We start from the raw sequence: 26947 nt of genomic DNA, 5'->3' as shown, positions 1-26947 counted from the left end.
TCTCCCAAAGAACATCTTGTGCAGAAACAGTTAGCGATCCTAGCTGCAAAAGGATTACAGTAAGTAATTTTTTAGTCATAAATTTTAAAATGATAAGATGAAAAATAAAATTGTTAATCTGTAGGGGAACCAAATGTAAGGATAAAGTCGTTTAAATTTTTATTTTGTTAAACTTTTTAGAGCAATTATAATGAAAGCTAGATAATTAAAGCCTAATCAACTTGCTAGAGATGTATCAAATCTATCGAGTAATGAGCTAAAACTATCTCCGCGCATTTGTTCTTTCAATTGCATGCCGCTCATTATAACGTTTTTCACCTAAAAGACGATCAAAATTTTCGCTACTGTTTCTTTTGTTATTATATCTTAGTCTAGTACAGTGTACACGATATTTGAATTATCTAAACTCATATTCTATTTTTTTTATATTTCTCTACTTCTCTACATTTATACCCCCCCCCCTAAAAAATAAGACTGAGTAAAATTCCAACTAAACAGCGATGTACGCTCGAGAGCAAGCATCGAGATTTGACCCCCTATCCCTTCTGATAATATTAATTATTTATCCGTTGCCGATTTTCTATTATGGCAGGAGCAGCACAAGGCCTGTAAGTTCAATTTATCCATAGCTGCTCCACTTTTTTTTAATCGGAAGGATATGATCTACCAACGTCGCAACTACGCTCAATCCTTCTATTAGATAATGAACACATAACGGGTTTGCAATTAGAAAAATACTTCTTAACTTTCTCCAACTTCTAGAATTATAAAACTCCGAGTTGCTTTCTCCACCATGTTCTGATAATTCATCAGGATCAACAAGGATACCCTTCCATTCTATGCTTATGCTTGCTTAAAGTGATAAAATATTCATCCTTATCAAATCTCGTTTTAACCAACTGATTTAGGTGAAAATTTGTATCTATTGCAACGGTTCTAGTAACCAATTGATGCGCACTCATTTCTAATGAAATTATATCAACTCCAGGTTGATACCCCCCTGTAAACTCATCTATCTTCTTAAATCCAGTATAAGCCCCGGTTAAAGCATCTTCTTTTTTATGCGAAAGAAACTCAACCCCTTTTTCAACCCCATCTAACAATTCGGCGTATGTTTTTAGTTCTTTACCCGAGATTGCCATTTCATTTAACGGATCTAAGTTCTTAGTTCCCTATCGTTCTTAATTTCCCAAGAACAGATTCTTCTATCTGAATAGCTTGTGATAAAATCATTGTTTGTCTCATTACGATATTTTTTTAGATAAGTTGGGATTGATTCAAGAGAATTAGATTGATCAGCTTTATTGTTTTTATCCAGACTTGAAATATAATTCAGGGCAAAACGAGTCAACCTGGCAGAAATAATTTTAGTTGTAAATTCATTTCCTTCTTCATCAAATTTGCAGTCGAATATCTCCGTGAATTTTTCAAACTTTTTATCATCAAATTTCTTTCTAAATCGCATCATGAAATTTTCATATTCCAATGGCGAATTTTCAATTAAAAATGAAAGAGCTTTCTCTCTCTTATTCATTGTATTATTAATTGTATTATTAATCCTTATATTGGAGGTGCCTTTTTTGTCACTAGCTATTGCTTTTTTTGTCACTACCCTAGTGTCATTTTTGTCACTAGGGTAGTGTCTTTTTTAGCACTAGGTAAATCATTTTTTTGATTATATTTTTTAAGAGAATTGCCTATAAAAATCTTACGTTTATTTCCTTTATTTTTGAATAATTCCACACTAATATATCCAGCATCTGCAAGCTGAGAAATCCATCTTGAAATAGTCTTAATATCGACTTGATACAATTCAGCGAAATAGTTATTACCTGCCCAACAAAAGCCCTCTTTACCGCATAATGCCGTAATTTCTCCATACAGAAGTTTCGCATTTGCCTTCAATGATTTATCATATCTAACAGTAGCTGGAATGATGGCGTAAAAAGACTGCTTCATACTCGATTTTTTTTAAGATTTAATTTTATTTTTTTTGATTCTTGCTTATTCTCCTTGAGAATATTCCCTAATCGTACTGCTTGATCTCTACTCAACGTACTATTTTGCGTAAGTGATTTAAAAGAGACATCTACATTTTTAATTAAATCAACGGGTTTAATTATCACACTATTATCAAGTCCTTACTTTTCAGAACCCGCATAAACTCATTTATCTCAACTACTTTGATCTTAGGGATTTATTTGTTTCAAAATTTGAACATGAGTTGTTTCAAATTTTTTATTTACAGAATTTCGATTTCTTATGACTATCCTCATTAGCTGCTCTAACATTCTAAAATTTTCTTATTACGGGAAACCATAATGTTCAATTCTAAACTTTATTATATTTGTTGTGTCTTGTCAAATATAAATATAATAAGATATATTCTAAACAAGCAATAAAATTTAAGATATTTTATAAATTTATTTATTACATGGAAGAAAACACATTACGAAGAATAAAGAAATATATTGATTACAAGGGGATTAGTGTAATGTTTTTTGAAAAAGAGGTCGGTATGTCAAACGGTTCGTTTGCTAGCCAATTAAAGAAAGGCAAAACAATTGGTGTAGATAAATTAGAAAATATCTTAAATAAATACGCTGAAATTAATCCTACTTGGCTTTTAACAGGCATTGGCGATATGATAACACCCACAACACATAACTATATACCAAAATCAAATGCATCAATCATTGATAATAGTAATGAAATAGAAATTTTCACAAACAGTAACGGGAATGTTTTCTATGAATATCCTGATGGAACTATTAAAATTGAAGTCTTAAAAATCCCTTTCCCCGCATATGCTTCCTACCTAGAAGCCTACAATGATGAAGAAAAACTAGATAGAGAATTTTTAAAAACTCAATTTTCAGTTGACCGAATAGGGCGCGGAAATTATTTAGCATTTGATGCCAAAGGAGACAGTATGAATGGAGGCGGCCTATATGATACTCCAGACGGAGCAGAATTATTAGCTAGAGAAATAGGTAAAGATTTATGGCAAGATGGCTTTAGAAAAACCAATTATGGCTTTGTTTTATTGACCAAAAAAGCAATTTATCATAAAGATATTCAAGATTATAATATCAACACTGGAATGCTAACACTAAGGTCTCGCAACCCTATTGAAAAAGATTTTGAGATAAGTATAAATGATATTTACCGAATCTTCAATGTTATAAAAAGGTCCTTTTAAAATTAAATATCCTAATTAACAGGATTATGACTAAAAACAGACAATCTAAAAGAAATAATCGACTATATAAATTACTATAATAATGAGAGGATTAAACTTAATCTAAAAAGAATGAGCCATATAGGTCTTTTTTATTTATTCAATTATTTTCATTAAAGCTTTATCCCTTACAATTTGTGGAAAACGATCTTTATAATAATTATCTACAGCATCTCGTTCATGCCCCATAAGTTCACGAATTAAATCAGGCTCAATATTCAAATTTTTTGCTATGTTAGCAAACGTATGGCGGGCTACTTTTATACCTAAATTGCCTCCATCAGGAAGAACCTCAATTTCTAATATTTTTTGAATTTTTATAATAAACTCTTGTAAATTCCTCCTAAAGGTCTTGTAACCATTAGTATCTTTCCTCCAAGGAAATAAATATTCTTTATCATCATGAAAAGAATATTTATCTATAATTAATTGCGCCTTTTCGGTTATTTTTAAATCAATTGGGAGATTAGTATTAGTTTTTGATCTTTTAAACAAAATTCTTCCATTTCTAATCTGAGACCTTTTTAGAAAATACACATCAATTAAATCAGCCCCTCCAAAATAAAATTGGAGTAACCACAATTCCGTGTATTTTTCAGTAATCAAAGATTTATGAAAATAATTTTCAATTAACTGGACATTTCTCTTTGTTATATATTTTTTTCTACTCTCAAAACTCTTAATCCTTAAACCCATAAAGACCCCTTTAAATGGCTTTGTATCTTCTAGTTTATGAATCAATATAGCTTTATTATAGATCGCCCTTAAAGTTCTTAAATACAAAGCGACAGTACTTCTTTCATTACCCGAAGTTAGTTTAAAATTCCTAAAGCCCATTAATGAATTATAATCTAGCTTTACAATAGAAAGTCCAGGATACAAATCATTAAACTGATTTAAAGCACCCTTATAAACTAAAGCATTTCCTACTATTTTATTTCTATTAACCAAATCGTTATTCTTCTCATATTTTTTCCCCATCATTTTCATTTCCTCAATCAAACGAGTACCAAAATCAAAAAAAACTAAAGACCCAGTTTTAACTCTAAACAATTCATTATATACATAATTAACATCCTGCGGATTTTCATTAAGTAATCTCTTTGCTTTATATTTTAAATCAATAATCTTAGGATATAAAAAATCATATTCCGGATGCTTTTTAGAAACATTTGATTCCCCTTGATTAAATTGAGCAATCAATGAATGACCAATTGTTTTTTTCTTTCTACTAGAATTATGCGAAATCATTACAACAATTGGAAATCCACCTTTGACTTCTGGTCTAAAAGACAATAATTTTATTTCTATAGTCATTTTTTATATTTCTAAAATTAATAAATAAAAAAAGGTGCAAAAAAGGTGCAAAAACCTTCTAAAATTTTGCTTTTTCTTTCGGTAAAATTAAATAAAATTTGAATATAAAAACGTGTAGAAACAAAAGAACCCTTGATTTACAAGGGTTCTTTATGGTGATCGCGATAGGATTCGAACCTATGACCGCCTGCTTAGAAGGCAGGTGCTCTATCCAGCTGAGCTACGCGACCAATAATTTCTCAATTATGGCGCAAAATAACTGTTTTTAAAGAAGAAAAGCAAATACTTTCAGCTTTTATTGGGTTTACAAGAGAATTGGCCCATTGAAAACACTGAGTTTGGTTATTCTAATACCAATTAAAATGCGTGAAATTGAGTAGGTTAGGTCCAATTATGCAAAAGAGAAGCGAAAAATAAATTACGGAATAAAATCATTTTTTGACTTATATCAAGACTAGACTTTTTCATAAGTTATGGCACATCAAGCAGAAATACAGAGTATTCATCAGATTGCAAGTCATACTTGGGATTTAAAAATTCAATGTGATGACCTGAATTACATCAATTACATTGAAGGTCTTACAATTGAAATTTTTTCAGGAAATCAATTCGGAATGGTATTGCCTATATTCTTGGGAATACCGCAGTATGCATCAAAATACATAATTATTTTAAAGGAGAACTAGAATGGAATTCGACACAGCTAAAAACGAAACCATTCTGGAAGTAAAGGAATAAATAGTTGTTTTTTGGATGGAGATAATGAATAAATATTTATATTTAAGTTGTCTAAACAATCTATAAAAATAACTCTATGGCAGTTCCACAGAATAAACAAGAATTACTTTCGGCAATTGAAGATTCTTATGCAAAACTGGAAAAGGATTTGGATTTAGTTCCGTTGGAATGGGAAGATGATTTTGAAATTGAGGGACATGTTGCAGAGACATTCATTAGCGTTAAAAATCTTGTTTCATATCTAATTGGTTGGGGAGAACTTGTACTGAAATGGCATAGAAATGAAGCAAATGGTATAGCGATAGATTTCCCTGAGACGGATTTTAAATGGAATGAATTAGGGAAATTAGCTCAGAAATTTTACCAAGATTATGAAACATACAGCTATTCAGAATTGCTTACAAAACTGGATGAAGTTGTTCATGAAATTATACAAATAGTGATGCATTATGACACACATGATTTATATGAAGTAACATGGTATAATCAATGGACAAGAGGAAGAATGATTCAGTTTAATACTGCTTCACCCTATAAAAATGCACGTTCAAGACTTCGAAAGTGGTTAAAACAAAAAGCGTAATATCAAAACATTTGAAATATAAATTGGATTAAGCAGTCTGTTATAGCTTTATTTACAAAATGCTTAATCCAATCCTGTTTATTTATTCCGGCATCGGAATATAGGTGTTGTCATTTGGAACTTTTGGAAACTCTTTGTTTTTCCAACGTTTTTTAGCCTCTTCCAAAGTATCTAAATCTGAAGAAACAAAATTCCAAAAAATTTGTCGTTCCTCAGGAAATGGTTCCCCACCAAATAATAAAAGATGCGTGTTTGGTTTTAAAACAACAGCACATTGGCCGTCAATTTTTGAGACTAACATATTTCCTTTTTCAACAGTATGTTCACACGCTTGAATTTCACCTTCTACAACACAAATTCCAATTTCACCAAAAAGATTGTCACTCGTGTTTAAGTGGTATTCTTCTTTTGTTTTTACTTCAATCATGAAAAGCTCCGAATGTACAGGTACAGGAGATACTTTTCCATAACCTTTTCCTGCAACTAAGGTAAAATTAGCTGGGCCATCAGACCATTTTGGTAATTCAGTATTTTCAAAATAATGAAATTCAGGTTCCATTTTTTCTAATGCTTTTGGTAATGCTACCCAAATCTGAAAACCATGTACTGTGAATTCGTTTCCATGACGCAAATCATCAGGTGTACGTTCCGTATGGGTAACTCCTTTTCCAGCAGTCATCCATCCTACAGATTCAGGTGTAACACGTTGATTTGAACCAATACTATCCTCATGCATAATTTCACCTTCTAATAAAAAGGTTAAGGTAGATAAGCCAATATGTGGATGCTGATTTACATCCATATAGTGTTCAGGACCAAGTTTAGTAGGGATCATGTGATCAATAAAAATGAAGGGACCTACCATTCTTTTCTTTCTAAACGGAATAAGTCGGCCTACTAGAAAGTCTCCAATATCTCTACTTCTTTCTTCAATAATAAGGTCAGTATTTGACATAAATAATGCTTTTAGATTGACGTCTAAGGTACTAATTATTTAGGAAAAAAGGAAGGAGTGGGGGTTATGAAACCGTGTTTTGTGATAAAATTAGGAGATGATAAATTTCCCTTTTTCAGCATCGAAAATGATGGCGTCATCTTTAAAAATAGTATTAAAGGTACCCTTTTCAATATGCTTGCAAGGCGTATCCTGAATGAAATCATCTTTGGTCATGATAATCATTTCATCACTAAGCTGTATTGCTAAGTCAATATCATGGGTAGAAAAGAGGATACATTTATCCGTTTCTTGTGTCAGTTTTTTTAATAATTTGAAAAGAGAGACTTTATGAAATAAATCCAAATGTGTTGTAGGTTCATCCAATATAATCAAAGGAGTATCCTGTGCCAAAGCTCTTGCGACTAATACTTTTTGCAATTGACCATCGCTGATCTCATAATGCTTTTTGTGCTTTATGTAATCAATCTGAGTGATTTCAATGGCTCGATTCACTTTTTCAATATCTTCGGGAGCGAGTGTCCCAAGCCAATTGGTATAAGGTTGTCTTCCTAAGGCAACTAATTCGTATACCGTCAAATTACTAGGAGGTAAAGATTCAGTTAATACAACACTTAGCGTTTGTGCTAATTCTAATGGAGTATATTGATCGATATTTTTATTATTCAACACCACTTGTCCATTAATCGGTTTTTGAATCCCCGTTAATGTTCGAAGCAAAGTAGATTTTCCAATTCCATTTGGCCCGACTAAAGTGATAAGTTTACTTTTATCGAGAACCACTGAAATATCCTTAGCAATAACAATATTTTGCTTTTTGTGGTGGTAGCCTATAGTAATAGCCGATGCATCTAAAAGAGATTGATTTGTTTTCATTAGGTCATCATTTTACGTTTACTAACTAATAACCAAATTACAATTGGAGCACCAATCAAAGAGGTAATCGCATTGATGGGAAGCGTAAAGTCACTTCCGGGCATTTGTGAAACGGTATCACAAATTAGCATAATCATGGCTCCAATCAATAGTGTGGCATAAAATAATATGGTATGACTACTGGTTTGAAAAATCAATTTGGCAATATGTGGTACAACAAGTCCAATGAATAGTATAGGGCCAGCAAAAGCGGTAATACTACCCGTGAAAATACTTGTTGCTATAATGAGGATGAGTCTATTTCTTTTGAAATTTAATCCCATACTTTTTGCATAGTTTTCGCCCAATAAAAGTGCATCCAATGGTTTTATGCTGATAATACTTAATATTAATCCGATAAGGCAACAAATACTTAAAATCAATAAAGAAGACCAAGATAAATTTCCTAGACTGCCCAATGCCCAAAAGGTGAATTTTTGCAATTGCTCTGCGGTACTGAAATAGGTAAGTACTCCCACTATTGCACTAGTAAAGCTCCCAAACATTAATCCAATAATTAGGATAGCTAATGTGTTTCTTACCCGTTTTGAAACAAACAAAATGGCTAATAAGACAAAAAAACTTCCAAGACTAGAGGCCAAAATAATTCCATAGGGAGAGAGCAAAAAACCTGCTAGAAAGACAGGAACCAGACTTGTTCCCAAAATAACAAATGCTACACCCAAACTTGCCCCCGAACTCAATCCCAAAACATCAGGTCCAGCTAATGGATTACGAAATAAGGTTTGCATTAATAATCCACCAATAGAAAGACCAATTCCGACTAAAACAGCCGTGATTGCCTTGGGTAATCGATAATTCACAATAATATATTCCCAAGTAGACTTACTCGCTGTTCCACCCGTTAAGCTATTAAAAACTTCTTTTAATGGAATAGAAACAGATCCTAAGCTAATATTGATTAAAAAGAGGAGGATTAAGCAAAGACCTAAACCACCAAAAAGAAAAGTATTTTTACGAGTTAGCGTCAAATTATTCTAATTTTTGAAAGAAAAATGGTTCGTAATTCGTTAGTAATTCGGGATGCGTAATTTTGATAATATCCTTTAAAACAATATCAGGTCGATTCGGCGATAATTCATAATAAATGACACCGCCTGTAGCTCCCTTTTTGATACTAGAAGAATAAACATTCTTGTTTTTAAAAGCTTTAAATTGACTGTAATGTGGATTGCTTTTTGACATTTCGTCCAAGGAAGAAAACTGTGCTGGACCAATCCAAAAATCAGCAGATTGCGCTTTGTCTAATACAGTTTCAAAACTAAGCGATAAACTACCTGTCCCAGTTGTGTTTGCCCACATGTATTCTGCATTGGCATCTTTTAAAAACGTTGCTGCCCAACTGTTTCCTTCTGGTAAATACCATTGGTCTTTATACAAAGCACCACTTAAAACAGTAGGCTTGGTGGTAGCTTTCTGTGCTAGTACCAAGGCATCTTTGTATTCTTTTTCTATATTTTGAAATAATGAATTCGCTTTGTCTTCTAAGCCATATAAGGCACCAAAGAATTTTAACCATTCTGCTTTTCCTAGTGGAGTTTGTTCATTCCAATCGCCATTCAAGATTACTTTTAATCCGCTTTTTTGAAGATTATCTAAGGCCGGATTATTATCATCGATTCCGTATCCTACAATTAATTGTGGGGCTAGATCAATTAAGACTTCGGTGTTTAGACTTTCATTATTTCCCACTTCTTTAACTTTTCCAGCATCAATTAATTTTCTTGTTTTTTCTGAAGAAATATAACTCGTATTTGGAAAACCTACTAAAGTATGCTCTACACCAAGCATTTCCAAAGAAGGAATATGAGTAGTTGAAGTGGCTACAACCGTTTGAATAGGAACTTGTATCGTTGTGTATTGTTGTAAACTATCTGGTACAATCCCATTTTTTTGTTGTAAAACGTAAATGTATTGCTTGGTCGCATTGGGCCATGGATTGGTTATTTTTACAATACTGTAACCTGCATATGGATAGATTTCCAATCCCTTTGCATACTGAATAGTATTATTGACAATAGATGATTTTGCTACTGTAGTTTCAGCTTCTTTTTTACACCCTGTTAAAGAAATTAGACAAAGGCAAAAGAAAACTTTAAGAAATAAATGTTTCATTTTATAATCAGTTGGAATACTACAAAGGTATAAGGAAAGTGGCTTTTTTTTATAGTATTCTCAATTTTATTCAAATATCCGAATGATAACATTATATTTGCAGCGAAAATTAAGGTTGTGAATTTGATTTACAAATCACATTAAAAGGGAATCAAGTGCCTGAAATATTGATATACTACTTCAAAAAATGAATTTGTTTTTTGAATGTAATAAAAAATATTTTTTGAAGTCTTGAGCTGTTCCCGCAACTGTAAGCTTAGTTCTGTATTTAGAATGCTTGTTGTTATCTCCACAAACCACTGTTAGTGATAAACTAATGGGAAGGTAAACAATAAGACGCAAGCCAGGAGACCTGCCTTAGTATAACAATGATCAAACTTTCGGGAAAAAAGTTTAGAAAATGATGACTTTGAAAAAAATAGTATTATTCTGTTTCCTTGTGGTTAGCCAATTGGTTTTAGCCCAAAACAACCCTGCAATTCATTTGAAGGAAGTTGTTGTGTCCGATTCGCAGTTGAAGAACAATTCCAATACACAATCTGTATTGAAATTGAATGATTCTATTCTGAGAAAAAACCAATCTTCCCTGACTTCGTTATTGAATTATAATACCGTTATCTATTTTAAAGAAAATGGATTAGGAATGGTTTCTTCTCCCTCTTTTAGAGGAACAACAGCGCAACAAACCGCTGTAATCTGGAATGGAATTAATATCAATTCTCAGTTGCTTGGGCAAACAGATTTTAATGTCATCAATACCTACGATTTTAATAATATTACCGTACGTGCCGGTGGAGGAAGTTCCATTTACGGTAGTAGTGCAATAGGCGGTAGTATACACTTGAATAATGATTTAGTATTTGGGAATTTTTTTAATAATGACGTTTCCATAAAATATGGTAGTTTCAATACCTATGGTGGTCATTATAGAATGCAGGCTTCAAACGAAAAATTTAGTGCACAAGTTAGTATTACCCATAATAGTTCGGATAATGATTACGATTATATAGGAACTGATAGAAAGAATCTGAACGGGGCATTCTATAACACAAGTATAAGTGCCAATTTTGGATACAAAATAAACGATTCTAATTTTCTGAAATTTTACAGTCAGTTATTTGATGGAGAACGTCATTTCTCTTTAATAACACCCAATGAACCGAAGACAAAATACCAAGATGTGAATTCGAGAAATATGTTGGAATGGGTAAGTTTTCAAAACCAATTCACATCTAAATTAAAAGTAGCTTTTATCAGCGAAAGCTATAAATACTTTGATAATATAGAACAAGAAGATATTTATTCTAAAGGCAAAGCCGAAAGTCTGATTGCAAAATATGATTTAGCCTATCAATTGGGAGAAAATATTCGATTGAATGCCATTCTAGACTATACTCGTACAAAAGGTTTTGGAAGTAACGTTCCAGAGAATACACGAAATATAGGATCAGTTACTGTATTGATGAAGCACCAAGTCACGGATAAATTTGATTACGAATTAAGTGCAAGAAAAGAATTGACAGACAATTATAAAAGTCCCTACTTATTCTCTGCAGGGGCAGAATATGGATTCACAAAATTTTATAAACTAAAAATCAATGCTTCCAAAAACTTTAGAATTCCAACTTTTAATGATTTATACTGGCAAGGAGCGGGGAATCCAGATTTAAAACCAGAAAGTTCATATCAAGGTGAAATAGAAAATGAATTCCGTTACAAAGAATTCAAACTTACAGTTACGGGATACTACACAAAGGTCAAGGATATGTTGCGTTGGTTACCTACGGGAACCGTATGGAAACCGATGAATACGGATAAAGTTAAAATCTATGGATTAGAAGCTCTATTGAACTGGCAAAAGAAATACGGGAATCATTATATAGATATCAGTGGAACCTATGCTTATACTGTTTCTAAGGATGAAAGACTAGATAAGCAATTAACCTATGTACCCTATCATAAAGCTACAGCAGCAGTATCCTATGGATATCAAAGATGGTCCGCTTATTACCAGTTCTTATACAATGGAGAAGTGTTTACAAGAACAGATAATAATTCTCGTTATAATATAAAATCATATCAAGTCGCTAATGTAGGACTGGATTATAATTTTGGGAAAACCAATTCCTATAAAATTGGTGCACAAGTTCTGAATTTGTGGAATGAAAAATACCAAAGCGTAGAGAATAGACCTCTACCAGGAAGAAATTTTAATATGTATCTAACCTTTAATTTTTAATACGATGAAATTGAATAAATTATTTTTAGTAGCGCTTGTTGGCTCACTTTTCTTTGCATCCTGTAGTGATAATGACGACGAAGCAACTCTACCTTTAGGAGCTTATGAAAAAGGTTTCTTTGTTACAAATGAAGGAAACGGGAATAGCTTAGGAACTGTAACTTTTGTTAGTGATAACTTAACTAAAGTTGAACAAAATGTTTACGGACAGGTAAATAATGGAGATGCTCTAGGTAAATATGTGCAATCCATATTTTTTGATGGAGACAAAGCATATGTTATTGCCAATGGTTCAAGTATAATTACGGTAGTGAATCGTTATACATTTAAATTATTAGGTAAAATACAAACGGGTTTATTGGTGCCAATGTATGGTGTGGTAAAAAATGGAAAAGCGTATGTAAGCAATGCTGCGAATGTTACAGTAAATAATGATGATTTTGTTGCAGTAGTGAATTTGAACACTTTAACGGTTGAGGCTACTATTCCAATGAATACAGTAGCAAATAAAATTATTGAAGAAAACGGAAAAATATATGTTTCTAATGGAAGCTACGGTAATGGAAGTTCTGTAACCGTTATTAATCCTGCTTCAAATACTATTGAAAAAGTTATCGACTTAGGAGAATCTCCAAATTCATTTGAAGAAGAAAATGGTATTTTATACGTTTTATGTAATAGCTATTCTGCACCAAGTAAAATTGTAAAAATCAGTACGGCAACCAATCAAATCGTAAGCGAAATTGTATTCCCTACATCATTGAATTTAGCTTCAAACTTAAACATTGAAGATGGGAAAATATACTACACAGTTAATTCTGCTGCTTATGTGATGAATTTAACAGCAACTGCACCTTCAACAACACCATTATTTGATTATAATTCAACTTCACTATATGGAGCGATGTATGGCTTTAATGTGAAAGGAAATAGAATTTATGCTGTTGATGCAGGCGATTTTGAATCAGATAGTAAAGTTCACGTTTATACAACTGCTGGAACTTTAGTAGGTACAGTCACTGTAGGAGTTGGACCTAATAGTTGTTATTTCAACGATTAATTCAAACTAAATAAATCAATAAAAAGACTTTCCGTTTGGAAAGTCTTTTTATTATAATCTTAAATATTATTATATGAAACAAACATTACTTTTAGCTTCTATTTTTTTTACCTTCATATCCAATGCACAATCTTATCCACCTAAAGCAGAAGAACCAGGTTCTACAGCCCTATATAAAGACGATGCTGTATTTGTTGCTTGGGCTACCGGAGCGGAAATTGTAAGAGGATATATCCAGATTTCAGATACGACAAAAACATACAATGGCAGTAATAGAGCATCCATTGGTTCTTCTTCTTCACCATTAGGTGTTGCAGGAGAAAATGGTGTTGTGAGTTTAGGTGATGCTGGAACAGCAACATTGACATTTGCAAAGCCGATTACGAATGGACCAGGATTTGATTTCGCTGTTTTTGAAAATGGTACAGATTTTTTCTTAGAATTAGCATTTGTTGAGGTCAGTTCAGATGGTATAAATTTTTTCCGTTTCCCAGCACATAGCCAAACTCAAACAGCTACACAAGTTGGAGGCTTTGGTTCATTAGATTGTACTTACTTAAATAACTTAGCAGGGAAATATAGAGGAACCTTTGGAACCCCATTTGATATTGATGAATTACCCAATAATCCTTTATTAAACAAGAATAGAATTACTCATGTGAAAGTGATTGATGTGGTAGGAACTATTATTCCTGAATTTGCATCCTTAGATAGTTTTGGTAATAAAGTGAATGATCCATATCCAACACCATTTAATTCTGGAGGATTCGATTTAGCCGGAGTGGGCGTAATCAATCAATCGACATTGGGGATTGATGAAGTTACTAATGAATTGGACTTTTATATTTATCCGAATCCAACTACCGATAAAGTTTACATTAAAGGATTAGAAACAGCAGATGTGAAAGTATATGATGTTTCGGGTCGAATTGTTTTGCAACAAAAAGGAGTAAACCAAGAAGGGGTAAATGTTTCTATATTGAATACAGGATTATATTTATTTGAAGTTTCAGTGGGAAATAGAACCTCTACAAAGCGTCTAGTAATAAAATAGTCGAATTTTTCGCACAAATTTCTCTCCATAGATTATAAAACATTTTAATGTACTCTCCCTACGGAGAAATTTATATTATATATAAGTCAAGAAGCATTTTGTTAATATGTAATCTTTTATTTGTTATTAATTACTTAATTATTTTTTGTTATTTTGCAAAAAACATTAAAAATCAATGAATTAAATATAGATTAGAGATATCTATAATCTTTTTCTCTTAAAAAAAGGAATTAAAGTATGGTTTTAAATGTAACAAACGCCATCTTTTACAGATTAATATCAATCAATAGTGTTAAAATAATTTATGAAAAACAAAATTTTATTCTTGTTTATGTTTGCCTATGGCATGACATATAGCCAAACGACAGCATTACAATTTAATTATGACAGTGCTGGGAATCAAATAACAAGAAAAATCTGTATTAATTGTATGTTACTAGGAGATACATTTGAAAAATATGAAACATTAGAAACTATATCGGAGGATGATTATTTCAAAGAAGATATTTCTTTAGGGATTTCTTACTATCCAAATCCAGTTGTCGAAGAGTTATATATAAAATGGGAGAATACTAGAGAAAATCAAGTGATAAGTATAACGCTCTTTTCAATGAATGGACAACAAATAAAAATGACAAATAATTTACAAAATGTGGAGCTAAGTTCCATCAATTTCAGAGATTATTCAATAGGTCATTACAATTTAGTTATGCTTTATTCAAACGGGGAAAAGAAAACATTAAAAATTATTAAACAGTAAGTTATGATGAAGTTGAAATTTATTTTAATTCTATTGTTATATAGTTTTTTAGCACAAGCACAAGTATCGAATTCAAGCGAAGTTGGTTTTACTGATGGATCATTATCCGTTTCATTAACAGGTGCTGCAACTTATTCTATTCCTATAGCTGTTCCGCCTGGAATAGATGGGATAGTTCCTCAAATTGGTCTTTCCTATACTAGTCAGTCAGGAGATGGTTTAGCTGGTTTAGGATGGGGGATTTCGGGTTTATCAGCTATTACTAGAATACCCTCTACAAAATTTCATGATAATAATATTGATCCTGTTGACTTAGACCTTTTTGATCGTTTTGCCTTAGATGGGCAAAGATTAATCATGAAAACAGATAGTGGAAATTCTATCTATGGAGGACATGGTACAGTTTATGAGACAGAAAAATTTTCTAATATTAAAGTAACATCATCCTGTGCAAATCCTAATAATCCTTATACAACGAATGGCTTTTTTGTTCAGTATCCTGATGGGTCTATAGCTCAGTATGGACTGGATGGATTGTCTAGTCCTGGTTTTGTTTTAAACTATTGGCAAAATCCACAAGGTGTAAGGATCACTTATAAATATGTTTCTATTGGAAATTATATATACTTAACATCCATTCAATACGGGAGTACTGGCACAAATATACCAATTAATGAAATTCAATTTGTTTATAAAGATAGGTCTATAGTAACACAATCTTATGTGGCTAATGGTAGTGTCGTAAATAGTAAGATTCTAAGTCAGATAAAAGTAGTAAGTAATGGACAAGGATATAGAAACTATGATTTAATTCATGATCAACAGGCAGTAGGTTACCAACGGTTAACTAGTATTACAGAAAAAACAGGGGATAATAGTAAAAGCTATACCTCAACAACTTTTGCATATGGAGAAAATTCTGGAGGGACAGGAATACATGCTAAAAATCCAATTTATCTTGAATCCAATTTAGGAGACTCAAATTATTATAGGCCAACAATTATTAATGGAGATTTTGATGGAGATGGAGATTTAGATATGTTAACAACCAGAAATAATCTTACTCTATATACAAAAATATACGATGATGGAAGTACACCTATAAAAAATATATTTTCAAATTTCCCAAATTATAGACATTTAAGTACAATACGATGTCTTGAACATGACGGTACTGGATTTAAAATGATGAATCGTGATGCCTGGAGTGGAGACAGCTTTGACCCACAAAATCAGAAAAGATTAACCTTTAATATTTATTCAAAAGATCTAATAAACAATACCATTAAAAACGAATATAATAGACAGATAATATTACCAAATACTGGAGGAGTTAGTTGGTTTGAGGGAGATTTTAATGGAGATGGATTAACTGATAAATTAGTTTTACAAAATTCTTCGTCTTCAGTTGGACCAGCCAATTTATATTTTGTCAATTTAGACCGTAGGATTGAGACAAATTATGTTAAGGATTTAGGCATTACTAATGATGCTAGTCTTGATGAAAAATTTTATAAGACAGGTGATTTTAATGGAGATGGTAAAACAGATTTAATTGTTTTTAGAGGAGGTAATATAAACTCAATTTCAGTTTATTCATTAGATAATAATGATAATTTAGTTAGACTTTTGGAAATGCCTTATGCTTTTGTTCATACAAATCATGATGGTAAAGACAAAATATTTTTTGAACATGTGCCAGGTGTAAATCCACATTTTGATCCTTTTTCAAATGTTGTCTATGATGTTGACCCGATAAATTACGATTACCCAGTAATAACAGGTGATTTTAATGGAGATGGTAAAACAGATATAATTCTAGCAGGACTTGAAAGAACTCTTTTACTATCAACTGGACTTGGATTTGTAAGTGAGGCATTACCAGCAAACTTTCAAGCATCCCATGATTTAAATAATTTATTAGCCGTAGATTTTAATAATGATGGTAAGACAGATATTTTGTCATTAAAATCTAATAATTATAGAAATCTACAACCGACCAGTGAAGTTGTTTTGACAATTAATTATATGAAAAGGTTTCACGGTGGTATTTGGACTAATGAAGTTAATACATTTGCCAATCGAAATTCGAAATATTATAATTTTGGGATCAATCCTATTATGGTGATACCAAGTAAAGTATATGGTCAAAGACCAGAACTTCTTTTATATGAAGCGGAAGCAGGCTTTGGATATGGAAACGGATTAAATAATCCTCCAACGCAGTCATATATAGATTCTCATAAAATAGGTTTTTTTGTGAATCAAGATGCGCTTACTTTCCAAATGAAAGCATTAAAACAGATTTCAACTGGGGATGGAGTAACAAAAACAATAACGTATGCACCACTGAAAAGTGGAAATGACGTATATATAAGTGCAAATCAGGCCGTAAATTATTATCCATATTATGACGTAGGCTCTGCTTCTAGTTTTAATGTGGTTTCTAAAATTGAGAAAAATAGCCCAGAGGTTTATGCAAAGCAATTGTATAAATATTACGCAGCAAGTTCACATGCCGATGGATTAGGTTTTCTAGGGTTTAGAGCTATATTAACAACAAATTGGTTTGCTGATGATTCTCAAATAATTTCAACAATTAATAAGTTTGATCCTAGCAAAAGAGGAATGTCAATCGAGAATTTTTCAGTAGTAGGCTTAGCTTCTCCAATGCTTACTTTATCTCAAAATGATCAATTTATAGATAGAAGTACACAATACTATAATTATGAGAATACAGCTAACGCAGAAAATCCAGTATTGTCGAACAAGGTATTTAAATTAAAAAATACCAAATCGATTACTGTTGATGGTTTGGACGGGACAAGTGTAATTGTAAACACAGATTATAATATTTATAATAATCCAATAAAAGTTGAAACAAATGCCTTGAACGGAAGTAGTCTTGAACAAACTTCAAATGATATTTTTGAATATGAAGCATTAGCTAGCTCACCGTACATTATTGGAAGATTAAAAAGTAAAAAGAAGAATACAAAAATACTCCCTAGTAATAATACAAGTATATCAGAGGAATTATATGCCTATAGTAATAATCTGTTAACTCAAATTAAGAAAAAAGGAGATTCCACAACAGACTATCTTACTTTAGATCATGTATATGATGCGTATGGTAATATGATTAAAAAAACATTATCTGCTGCTGGCTTAGCTCCTAGGATTGAAAATTATGAGTTTGACAGTACCCATAGATTCTTAACTAAAAAAATAGATGTTGAGGGGCTAGAAACTTCTTATACTTACGATCAAAATAGTGGACTATTAATAACTGAAACTTTGCCGTCAATTGCTTCTTACCCTTTAAAAACTACTTTTTGGTATGATAAATGGGGGAAAATGACACAAAAAGCAAATTATCTAGGTAAGAGTGAATATTATGGATACTTAAATTTTGAGGGTGGTACAACAAAGATTACTACGAATGATGAGGGGGGATATGCACAAATTATTCTTGATAAATTGGGTAGAGAAATTTATAAAAAGATTAAAAATGTTGAGGGTAATGTTGTACAAACATACTTCACTTACGATATCTATGATAGATTAAAAACTCAAAGTCAACCGTATGTATCTCAACCAGAAGTATGGGATGAAATGTCGTATGATATTTATGGAAGATTACTTCGTGCGATATCTTTAAAATCAGCTAGTTCCGAAGGTAAAGTAGTGAATTATACCTATTCAGGTTTAGTAGCAACAGAGAGTGAAGCATTAAAAACAAAACAGTATACTAAAAATGCTACAGGAAATGTGATTTCCTTTACTGAGACACCAGGAGGAACAGTATCATATGAGTATTTTGCCAATGGAACTTTGAAATCTACAAATTATAATGGGGTAGTAACACAGATTGAGCAAGATGGATGGGGTAGGAAAAAGACATTAATTGACCCTTCTGCAGGGACTTATAATTATGAATATAATCTTTTTGGTGAAACAACAAAAGAAAAAGTTACTGGAAAAGGAGAAACAGTATATACAATAAATAATGTTGGGAAAATTGATTTTAAAATTAGTAAGGATACAGGCGGTAATATTATTTCAAAAAATACCTATACTTATAATCCTGAAACAAAATTATTAACCAATATTCGATTGGATGATTATGCTGGAGGCTCATTCTCCTTGTATAACTATGGCTATGATAATTATAAAAGATTAAGTTTTAAAGACGAAAGTGGATTTCAGGCCTATTTTCAACAGGCTATTCAGTATAATCAATTTGGAAGGCCTGAAAAAGAATTATATGCTGCTACAAATACTGCAGATATGAAAGTTTCTTCTAAGTGGATAAAATACACTTATAAAAATGGATACAGATGGCAGATTTTAGATAATGATTCCGGTGTCGTATTGTCTCAGGTGAATACAGTGAATTCACAAAATCAGGTACTTACTGCTAATTTAGGTAATGGGACTTCAATTACAAACAAATATGATGTTTTTGGTTTTCCAGTTGAGTTTAAACATGATAAAAGTAATACTAATATTATGACACTTAAGACTGTTTTTGAACCGAAATATGGTAATTTAACAAGTCTGTCTTATAATACATTTCTTAATTGGAAGAAGAAATTTACATATGATAATTCGGATCGATTAACTTCTTTTAGTGATAATGGTTTAATTATAGCCCCCCCAGTTGAATTGGGTAAAAATGCTAATGATGAGAGTCTTAGCTTGATGTCTAACGCAATTGAACAAGGATCACAAACGTATAATGAGAATGGAACAATATTAAGTAATAGTATTGGTACTTACTCCTATAATACAGCATTAGGGAAACCCTATCAAGTATCTAAAATAACTCTTGATAACCCGTCAAACGATTTGATATATTATACTGGAAGAGAGCAAAATATTACTTATAATTTATTTAAAAGCCCAATAACAATTAAAGAAGAAAATAGGGAAAATATTGATTTTGACTATAATGCTTTTGAAGGTAGATCCACAATGTATTATGGAGGATTACAATCAGATAAGAATCAAAGACCTTATCGAAAGTTTTATTCTGCGGATGGTACAATTGAGATAAAATATAAAACGTCCTCACCTACTTCTGTAGAATTTGTGACTTATATTGGTGGTGATGGATATTCAGCGCCCGTAATTTTAAAAAGTGATGGCACAACTCAAAATTATTTTTATCTACATAGAGATTATCAAGGATCAATTTTAGTAATTACTGATAATGTTGGTACTGTTGTTGAAAAAAGGTTATTTGATCCATGGGGTGCATTAGTCAAATATGCAGATAATGCGGGAAGTAAGCCTGTACCAACTACATCAACAGGCCTATTTTTAGATCGAGGATATACTGGGCATGAGCATCTCTTAGGTGTAGGATTAATAAATATGAATGGACGTATTTATGATCCCAAGCTACATCGATTTTTACAACCGGATAATAATTTACAAGATCCATTTAATACACAGAACTATAATCGATATAGTTATGGAATGAATAACCCTACAAAATATATTGATCCAAGTGGTGAATTTTGGGGAAATGTGTTAGGTTATTTGTTTTCTACGTATATTCATGGTGCTCAAGCGAGTGGAGATGGAAATCCATTTAATTGGAATGCTGGAATTTGGGCAAATGCTGCTTTATCAAGTGTTTCAACGGTGGTTTCATTAGGAGCAACAAACTATGCGAATAATTACTTGGAAAGTTATGGTAGTCATCCTGAAATTTCAAGTACAAGTAGTTTTACTCATAATATTGAGAATCATGAATACGTTACATATATTAATCCTGATGGATATAACAATAGAGCCTATGCTTATGCCGGTTTCATTATTGGAGGATTAATCGCAGATGATATTGATCCAGTTTTAGTTCTTGATAACGGTTTAATTCCTGTGGTATTTGGAGTTGCTACAGGTGTATGGCTGTATGATAATAGAGCTGTTGTTGCTAATACAATTACCAAAACTGTAGATGCAGTAAAAGAGAGTCTTGATCCACAAGGGTTTAAGTATGTCACATATACTAAAGTTAATAAAGAAGGGTTTGTATATGTAGGTAGAAGTAGTGGTTATGGAAGTCCAGAAGAAATTGTGGCAAAACGGGATGTTAACCATCATATGAATAAAGAAGGCTATGGACCTGCAAAATTATCGATTTCGTTACCAGCTACAATGGCAGGATTTGTAAGGAGAGAATTTGATTCTTCATATTGGACTATTCGTGGTGTCGAACAATTACAAATAGAAATGTATCGGGAACAAGGACGGTCAGGAAATGTCAGAAATGGAATTAGTCCTGTAAATATTTCATTATTAAAATACTTAGAGTGGGGAGGGAAATTAAAATTTTAACAATATGACAGAAAAATATAAAGAAGCTGCAGGTAACTTAGCAAAAGCTATAGATGTTGCTATAGATGTTTTTAAAAAATATCAGATTAAGGATATGAGCCAAAAAGATATTAACATAATTATCGACGTGTATTCTGAATATAAAGAATATACTTTAAATCCACTTCCCAAATTTAGTAATTTAAAGAGTTTGAGTTATAATATCGAAGGTGTTTTTACTTTTTTCCAAGAAGGTAGTGGAGAAACAGTAGATAAGTTTTGGGAGAAAATAAAAGAGTTGGGATTACCGTATAAAAGAGAGAATAAGCTGGCCAAAATATTAAAAAGGAAAAAGATAAAAAACGATATTGAATATGATTTTGTTATTGATGTATTAGTTCCTTATCAGCAAGAAAAAATGATAACAGAGGAAGAAGTTATTCTTTTAAATGAGTTGATCGGAGCTTTTGAAAATAAGAATAGGAAGAAATAATTTTGAGTTTAGTGCGCGGTACTGTATTTAAATCGAATTATTCATATATAAGGTCTACTATTTTTAGTAGGCCTTTTTTTGTTATATTCCTTCGTATTATTGGAGTTCTAAAGGTTTATGGAGTAATATATCCAACTTGCAATTCTCGATAAAAAGATTAATTTTAATAAAATGTAATTTTCTTTGTAACAAAAGAAATAGTCCCTCGTCTTAATTTTATACAAGCATAATTAGTAGCCCGATGAACCAAAAAGAGTTTATAAATCTAATCAACCCGTTTAAAGATAGAGTCTTTAGATTAGCAAAACGTTTGCTAGTAAGTACGGAAGAAGCTGAGGATGCAACTCAGGAGGTATTGGTGAAATTATGGAATAAGAATGAAACCTTAGACGATTATAAAAGTGTAGAAGCTTTTGCAATGACCATGACGAAGAATTATTGTTTGGATCAGTTGAAATCGAAAAGAGCCGGTAATTTGAAAATCGTACATAATAATTTTACAGATCGCGAAGCTGGTTTGCAACAGAAGTTAGAAGATCGGGATAGTTGGAATTGGGTAGAGAAAATAATGAATTTTTTACCAGAACAACAGCGGTTAATTGTTCAAATGCGAGATGTTGAAGAGTACGAATTTGAAGAGATTGCCAAAATAATGGAAATGAATGAAACAGCCGTGCGTGTAGCACTTTCAAGAGCTAGAAAAACGATAAGAGAAGAATTGACAAAAAAGCATAATTATGGAATCCAATAAAATAGAAGAACTATTAGAAAAATACTTTCAGGGAATGACAAGTATTGCTGAAGAAAAAGAGTTGAAGAACTATTTTTCCGGACTAGATGTGGCGCCGCATTTAGAAGAATATAAAGCGATGTTTGGTTATTTTAACGTTGCAAAAGAACAGAAGTTTGAGCAAGAAGTACCACTACAAACTCGTAAACGTAAAGTAGCGTGGTTATCAATTGCCGCAACGATTGTTGTAATGCTCGGTGTATTTACAGTGTATAACAATTACAATAAGCCTTCACAGGATTTAGGAACATTCAATGATCCGGAAGAAGCTTTCCAAGAGACACAAAAAGCATTGTCTCTATTGTCAGAGAATGTAAATATTGGCATAGAAAGTGTAAAGTACGTTAATGAATATGAAAAATCGAAAAAAATAATTTTTAAATAAGAACACCATGAAAAAGTTTATAATTACCCTAGTAATCGCTTTAATGCCGACTTTGTTTTTTGCACAATCAGCTTTTGATAAGTTTGATGGACAAGATAATGTAACATCTGTAGTCGTAAGTAAAAAGATGTTTGAAATGATGAGTAAGGTTGAAGTGGATAAAAAAGACAAAGAAGCACAACAATATTTAAATCTGGCTAAAAAACTAGATAACCTAAAAGTGTTTGTAACACAAAATAATAAAGTATCAGCAGATATGAGAAGCTCTGTAGATAAATACCTAAAATCAAATGCATTGGAAGAATTAATGCGTGTAAATGATAGTGGTAAAAACGTTAAAATCTACGTAAAATCTGGAGGTTCTACAACACAAATTAAAGAACTTTTAATGTTCATTGAAGGTGGAAGTGCCAAAGGTGACGATACCGTATTAATGTCTTTAACAGGTGATTTTGATATCAATGAAATATCAGTATTGACTAAAAAAATGAATTTACCAGGTGGTGAAGAACTAAAAAAAGCAGCTAAAAAATAAACATCATGAAAAAAATCATCTATACATTGACATTAGTATGCAGCTTATTAATCGTAAGTTGTGATAATTCACCAAGTTTACAAAAATACTTTGTGAAGAATACAGACTCTAAAGAATTCATTGCACTTGATCTTTCACCAAGCATTTTAAAATTGGATGAAAAGCAGCTAACGGCTCAAGAAAAGTCAGCATTAGCCGCAATCGATAAGATGAATATCTTAGCCTATAAAGCTGATAGCTTAAATCAACCTAAGTTTGATAAAGAAAGAGCAGAAGTTAAGGCGATTTTGAAAGATCCAAAATATCAGGATTTATTCAAAGTAGGATCCGGTAAAGAAGGAGCTTCGGTTCAGTTTGTTGGAGAAGACGATCATATCAAAGAGTTTGTGTTATTTGGTAATAGTAAGGATTTTGGTTTTGCTATTGTACGCGTTTTAGGAAAAGATATGAATGTAAACCAAATGATGACTGTATTAGGCTTACTAAAAAAATCAAATATTGACATGGAACAATTAAAACCGCTAAAAGGTTTATTGGAACAAGGAAAGCAATAAAAATAAATGTATTGATGAGGAAGAGGTTTGGTGATTTTTTACTGAGCCTCTTTTTCGTTATTTCTTAAAGTATTTAAACGGGACAATCAACATCCCAAAACATTCTCCATCTTCCTTTCCTGTATGCTTATGATGCATTTTATGTGCTCTTCTTACCGCTTTAGCATATCGATGATTTGCATTTCTAAAAAGCTTAAAACGTTGATGAATAAAAATATCATGCACTAAAAAATAAGCTAATCCATAAGCAAAAATCCCTAGACCAATAGCCAATCCGATAGCTAAGATATCATAGTCCCATAAGAGAAAGAAACCAATACTTACGAAGGCATAAAAAATAAAAAAAGTATCATTTCGTTCAAACCATGAATCATGGTCTTTTTTATGATGATCACGATGCAAACGCCATAAAAATCCATGCATAACATACTTATGGGTAAACCAAGCCATGAATTCCATGATGAGAAAGGTGAGTATGAATATGACGAAATGTAACCACATAATAAATTCAGTTTTATATAATTCTTAATCGGTAATTAAAGTAACATTTAGCCAATAACCCGATTTTCTGATAATCGGGAACTCGAATACGAGTATTTTTAATTTCAAGAGAAGGTGTCTTTTTTAATTTAGAAAGTAATTTTCGATAATAGACATAAGCTGTATATACACCAAATTTAGCTTCTAGAGGCAACCTTAATATTCCTTCATAACCTGCTTTGAAATCAGCTTCAATTTCTTCAATAATCGATAATTTGCTAGCTTCATTTAATTCATTCAAATTAGTATTGGGAAAATAACTGCGATTCAAATGATCAAGATCAGTTTTTAAATCCCTTAAGAAATTCACTTTTTGAAAAGCAGAACCTAACCGCATAGCCGAATACTTGAGCTCTTCATATTGTTTATCATTTCCCTGAACAAATACCTTTAAACACATTAAACCTACAACATCGGCAGAACCATAGATGTAATCCGCTAATTCTTTAGGAGTATGATAGTGTGTTTTATGCAAGTCTAATTTCATGCTATCCATAAAATCCTGAATCAATTTTACAGGAATACTATATTTATGAACCGTATGTTGAAATGCATTCAGAATCGGATTTAAACTTATTCTTTGTGTTATAGCCTGTGTAAGATTATCCTCAAACATGAAAAATAAAGTTTCCTTATCATAATCATGAAAGCTATCTACAATTTCATCAGCAAATCGTACAAAGCCATAAATATTATAGATATCCTGACGGATAGTAGGAGAAAGCATTTTTACAGCAGAAGAAAATGAGGTACTGTATGATTTCGTTACATTCCTACTGCATTCAAAAGAAACATTGTCAAATATTGATTTCATATCGTTGCTTTCTAAAGGATCTTATTCTTCTTTTTGTATTAGTTCGGCGACTAACTTACCCGATATCAATGCTGGTGGTACACCAGGTCCAGGTACGGTAAGTTGCCCTGCAAAGTAGAGGTTTTTCACCTTTTTACTTTTTAGTTTAGGTCTTAAAAAAGCAGTTTGAAATAAGGTATTTGCCATACCATACGCATTCCCTTTATAAGAATTATATTCTTTGATAAAATCAGTAACACAAAACGACTCTTTAAAAATAATGTTATTTTTTAAGCTTTGTTGTGTAAGTTGTTCTAAACGCCGAATTATTTTTTCAAAATATTCTTCTCGAATGGCTACTGTATCTTCTAATCCTGGAGCAATTGGGATTAGAAAAATGGCTGCTTCTTTCCCATCTGGTGCAGTACTTGGATCTGTTTTCGAAGGGAAACTCGCATAAAAAAGTGGCTCTTCTGGCCATTTTGGATCATCATAAATAGCTTTGGCATGGGTATCAAAACTAACATCAAAACATAAGGTATGATGCTCTACATTTAAAACCTTTTGATCAAACCCTACATAAAATAACAAAGAAGAAGGAGCAAACACCCGGCTTTCCCAGTATTTTTCTGAATAGACTCTGTGAGTAATCGGAAGTAATGATTCTGTATGATGATAATCGGCACCACTCAGGATAATATCAGCTGGAATTTTTTCTCCATTTACAATAAAACCGATTACTCGATTATTCTCAACAATTATTTGTTCTATAGGGCTATTCGTTTCGATGGTTACGCCTAGTTCTTTAGCCAAAGCTTCCAAGGCTAAAATGACACTATACATTCCTTTCTTAGGGTGCCATGTGCCCAAACCAAAATCAGCAAAGTTCATAAAACTATAAAACGAAGGAGTATCAGATGGTTTAGCCCCTAAAAATAAAACGGGAAATTCTAGAATTTGAATAAGCTTTGGGTTTTTGAATTTTCTACGGACATCTTTATGAATGGTTCCTAAGAATTGATCAATTTTTTTAGCCGTTTCAAATGTAATTAATTCCAAAGGTGATATACCTGGACGATAGACTAAATCCTTTATGGCCACCTCATAATTGTGTTGGGCTACCGACATGAATTTTTGTAATTCTACACCACTGCCTTTTTCAATACTTTCAAAAGTAGATACAATTTGATCCAGATGATCTGCAATAAGAACAAATTCATTGATTCCAAAATAAACCTGATATGCGGGAGAAAGCTTTTGAAGCTGATAATAATCTGATGGCTTCTTGCCAAAATCATTGAAAAAACGTTCAAATACATCTGGCATCCAATACCATGTTGGGCCAATGTCAAATGTAAATCCATCTTTTTTTAATTGTCTTGCTCTACCACCAATGGTGCTGTTCTTTTCAAATACTGTGACAGTATGACCCGCTTTGGCAAGATAACATGCTGCCGAAAGTGCAGAAAAACCAGATCCGATTATTTTGATGTCTTTTTTCATTTTGTTTAACAAAACTACAAAAAAGATAA

Annotated in this window: 26 protein-coding genes, 1 tRNA gene and 1 riboswitch; of the genes, 14 read left to right on the top strand and 13 right to left on the bottom strand. The window is 32.0% G+C overall.

The genetic code is table 11. The features are described 5' to 3' along the window. Positions 1-558 precede the first annotated feature (558 nt). From P6733_RS18015 to P6733_RS17405, 4 genes are all read right to left on the bottom strand, one after another. The gene (locus P6733_RS18015; protein WP_372339316.1) at positions 559-660 is read right to left on the bottom strand and encodes an HNH endonuclease; all 102 of its coding nucleotides are present in this window, start codon (positions 658-660) and stop codon (positions 559-561) included. Between the two features lie 155 nt (positions 661-815). Next, positions 816-1142, bottom strand: a complete 327-nt coding sequence (locus P6733_RS17415) for a hypothetical protein (RefSeq protein WP_306354234.1) — start codon at positions 1140-1142, stop codon at positions 816-818. A gap of 14 nt (positions 1143-1156) precedes the next feature. Further along, positions 1157-1609 carry a hypothetical protein gene (locus P6733_RS17410; RefSeq protein WP_306354233.1) on the bottom strand — a complete coding sequence of 151 codons (453 nt, stop codon included), beginning with the start codon at positions 1607-1609 and terminating at the stop codon, positions 1157-1159. Continuing rightward, positions 1609-1959 carry a helix-turn-helix domain-containing protein gene (locus tag P6733_RS17405; protein ID WP_306354232.1) on the bottom strand — a complete coding sequence of 117 codons (351 nt, stop codon included), beginning with the start codon at positions 1957-1959 and terminating at the stop codon, positions 1609-1611. Before P6733_RS17405 ends, P6733_RS17410 begins: the two co-directional genes overlap by 1 nt. Before the next feature lie 475 nt (positions 1960-2434). Between P6733_RS17405 and P6733_RS17400 the strand changes: the two genes are divergently transcribed. Together P6733_RS17400 and P6733_RS18010 are read left to right on the top strand one after the other, a co-directional pair. After that, positions 2435-3202 (top strand): XRE family transcriptional regulator, encoded by a 768-nt coding sequence (locus P6733_RS17400; RefSeq protein ID WP_306354231.1) that lies wholly within the window; start codon positions 2435-2437, stop codon positions 3200-3202. Between the two features lie 54 nt (positions 3203-3256). Continuing rightward, entirely contained in the window at positions 3257-3358 is a 102-nt protein-coding gene (locus P6733_RS18010; RefSeq protein WP_372339315.1) for an IS3 family transposase, read from the top strand. Here P6733_RS18010 and P6733_RS17395 read toward each other — a convergent pair. Beyond that, on the bottom strand, positions 3338-4558 hold the full coding sequence (locus P6733_RS17395) for a tyrosine-type recombinase/integrase (RefSeq protein WP_306354230.1): 1221 nt from the start codon (positions 4556-4558) through the stop codon (positions 3338-3340). The genes P6733_RS18010 and P6733_RS17395 overlap by 21 nt on opposite strands. A 153-nt stretch (positions 4559-4711) precedes the next feature. Next, positions 4712-4788, bottom strand: a tRNA-Arg gene (locus tag P6733_RS17390). A gap of 243 nt (positions 4789-5031) precedes the next feature. Between P6733_RS17390 and P6733_RS17385 the strand changes: the two genes are divergently transcribed. Together P6733_RS17385 and P6733_RS17380 are read left to right on the top strand one after the other, a co-directional pair. Continuing rightward, positions 5032-5244: a hypothetical protein gene (locus P6733_RS17385; protein ID WP_306354229.1), complete on the top strand. Its 213-nt coding sequence runs from the start codon at positions 5032-5034 to the stop codon at positions 5242-5244. A 128-nt stretch (positions 5245-5372) separates the two neighbouring features. Next, complete coding sequence (locus tag P6733_RS17380; protein WP_306354228.1) at positions 5373-5879, top strand: ClbS/DfsB family four-helix bundle protein; 507 nt, start codon at positions 5373-5375, stop codon at positions 5877-5879. An 82-nt stretch (positions 5880-5961) separates the two neighbouring features. Here P6733_RS17380 and P6733_RS17375 read toward each other — a convergent pair whose 3' ends face one another. The 4 genes from P6733_RS17375 to P6733_RS17360 form a co-directional block, all read right to left on the bottom strand. Continuing rightward, positions 5962-6834 carry a pirin family protein gene (locus P6733_RS17375; RefSeq protein ID WP_306354227.1) on the bottom strand — a complete coding sequence of 291 codons (873 nt, stop codon included), beginning with the start codon at positions 6832-6834 and terminating at the stop codon, positions 5962-5964. 90 nt (positions 6835-6924) lie between these two features. Then, complete coding sequence (locus P6733_RS17370) at positions 6925-7710, bottom strand: ABC transporter ATP-binding protein (protein WP_306354226.1); 786 nt, start codon at positions 7708-7710, stop codon at positions 6925-6927. Continuing rightward, complete coding sequence (locus tag P6733_RS17365; RefSeq protein WP_306354225.1) at positions 7710-8741, bottom strand: iron ABC transporter permease; 1032 nt, start codon at positions 8739-8741, stop codon at positions 7710-7712. The genes P6733_RS17370 and P6733_RS17365 overlap by 1 nt, the downstream gene beginning before the upstream one ends. A gap of 1 nt (position 8742) precedes the next feature. Beyond that, the gene (locus tag P6733_RS17360) at positions 8743-9885 is read right to left on the bottom strand and encodes an ABC transporter substrate-binding protein (RefSeq protein WP_306354224.1); all 1143 of its coding nucleotides are present in this window, start codon (positions 9883-9885) and stop codon (positions 8743-8745) included. Between the two features lie 95 nt (positions 9886-9980). Then, positions 9981-10259, top strand: a riboswitch (cobalamin riboswitch). 29 nt (positions 10260-10288) lie between these two features. Between P6733_RS17360 and P6733_RS17355 the strand changes: the two genes are divergently transcribed. From P6733_RS17355 to P6733_RS17310, 10 genes are all read left to right on the top strand, one after another. Continuing rightward, a complete protein-coding gene (locus P6733_RS17355) occupies positions 10289-12124 on the top strand; it encodes a TonB-dependent receptor plug domain-containing protein (RefSeq protein ID WP_306354236.1) in 1836 nt (611 codons plus the stop codon). 4 nt (positions 12125-12128) lie between these two features. Then, positions 12129-13184 (top strand): YncE family protein, encoded by a 1056-nt coding sequence (locus tag P6733_RS17350; protein WP_306354223.1) that lies wholly within the window; start codon positions 12129-12131, stop codon positions 13182-13184. 73 nt (positions 13185-13257) lie between these two features. After that, positions 13258-14238 carry a T9SS type A sorting domain-containing protein gene (locus P6733_RS17345; RefSeq protein ID WP_306354222.1) on the top strand — a complete coding sequence of 327 codons (981 nt, stop codon included), beginning with the start codon at positions 13258-13260 and terminating at the stop codon, positions 14236-14238. A 304-nt stretch (positions 14239-14542) separates the two neighbouring features. Next, positions 14543-14998 carry a T9SS type A sorting domain-containing protein gene (locus P6733_RS17340; protein ID WP_306354221.1) on the top strand — a complete coding sequence of 152 codons (456 nt, stop codon included), beginning with the start codon at positions 14543-14545 and terminating at the stop codon, positions 14996-14998. Between the two features lie 3 nt (positions 14999-15001). Further along, positions 15002-21346: an FG-GAP-like repeat-containing protein gene (locus P6733_RS17335; RefSeq protein WP_306354220.1), complete on the top strand. Its 6345-nt coding sequence runs from the start codon at positions 15002-15004 to the stop codon at positions 21344-21346. Between the two features lie 4 nt (positions 21347-21350). After that, positions 21351-21818, top strand: coding sequence for a hypothetical protein (locus tag P6733_RS17330; protein ID WP_306354219.1), 468 nt, complete (start codon positions 21351-21353; stop codon positions 21816-21818). A gap of 241 nt (positions 21819-22059) precedes the next feature. After that, on the top strand, positions 22060-22569 hold the full coding sequence (locus tag P6733_RS17325; protein ID WP_306354218.1) for an RNA polymerase sigma factor: 510 nt from the start codon (positions 22060-22062) through the stop codon (positions 22567-22569). Then, positions 22556-22993, top strand: coding sequence for a hypothetical protein (locus P6733_RS17320; protein ID WP_306354217.1), 438 nt, complete (start codon positions 22556-22558; stop codon positions 22991-22993). The genes P6733_RS17325 and P6733_RS17320 overlap by 14 nt, the downstream gene beginning before the upstream one ends. A gap of 7 nt (positions 22994-23000) precedes the next feature. Next, positions 23001-23528: a DUF4252 domain-containing protein gene (locus P6733_RS17315; RefSeq protein ID WP_306354216.1), complete on the top strand. Its 528-nt coding sequence runs from the start codon at positions 23001-23003 to the stop codon at positions 23526-23528. A 5-nt stretch (positions 23529-23533) separates the two neighbouring features. Continuing rightward, positions 23534-24082 (top strand): DUF4252 domain-containing protein, encoded by a 549-nt coding sequence (locus P6733_RS17310; protein WP_306354215.1) that lies wholly within the window; start codon positions 23534-23536, stop codon positions 24080-24082. A gap of 57 nt (positions 24083-24139) precedes the next feature. On the opposite strand, the gene P6733_RS17305 is transcribed toward P6733_RS17310, so the two are convergent. Genes P6733_RS17305 through P6733_RS17295 form a run of 3 tightly spaced genes read right to left on the bottom strand, consistent with a single transcriptional unit; the run spans position 24140 to position 26918 of the window. After that, on the bottom strand, positions 24140-24583 hold the full coding sequence (locus P6733_RS17305) for a sterol desaturase family protein (RefSeq protein ID WP_306354214.1): 444 nt from the start codon (positions 24581-24583) through the stop codon (positions 24140-24142). A 13-nt stretch (positions 24584-24596) separates the two neighbouring features. Further along, positions 24597-25436 (bottom strand): phytoene/squalene synthase family protein, encoded by an 840-nt coding sequence (locus P6733_RS17300; protein ID WP_306354213.1) that lies wholly within the window; start codon positions 25434-25436, stop codon positions 24597-24599. A 21-nt stretch (positions 25437-25457) separates the two neighbouring features. Further along, positions 25458-26918: a phytoene desaturase family protein gene (locus P6733_RS17295; protein WP_306354212.1), complete on the bottom strand. Its 1461-nt coding sequence runs from the start codon at positions 26916-26918 to the stop codon at positions 25458-25460. Between the last annotated feature and the right edge of the window lie 29 nt (positions 26919-26947).

This window comes from Flavobacterium aerium, assembly GCF_030766725.1.
GTDB classification, from domain to species: Bacteria; Bacteroidota; Bacteroidia; order Flavobacteriales; family Flavobacteriaceae; genus Flavobacterium; species Flavobacterium aerium.
The sequence above is the reverse complement of the archived record's forward strand: the minus strand, read 5'-3'. Positions and strand labels throughout refer to the sequence as shown.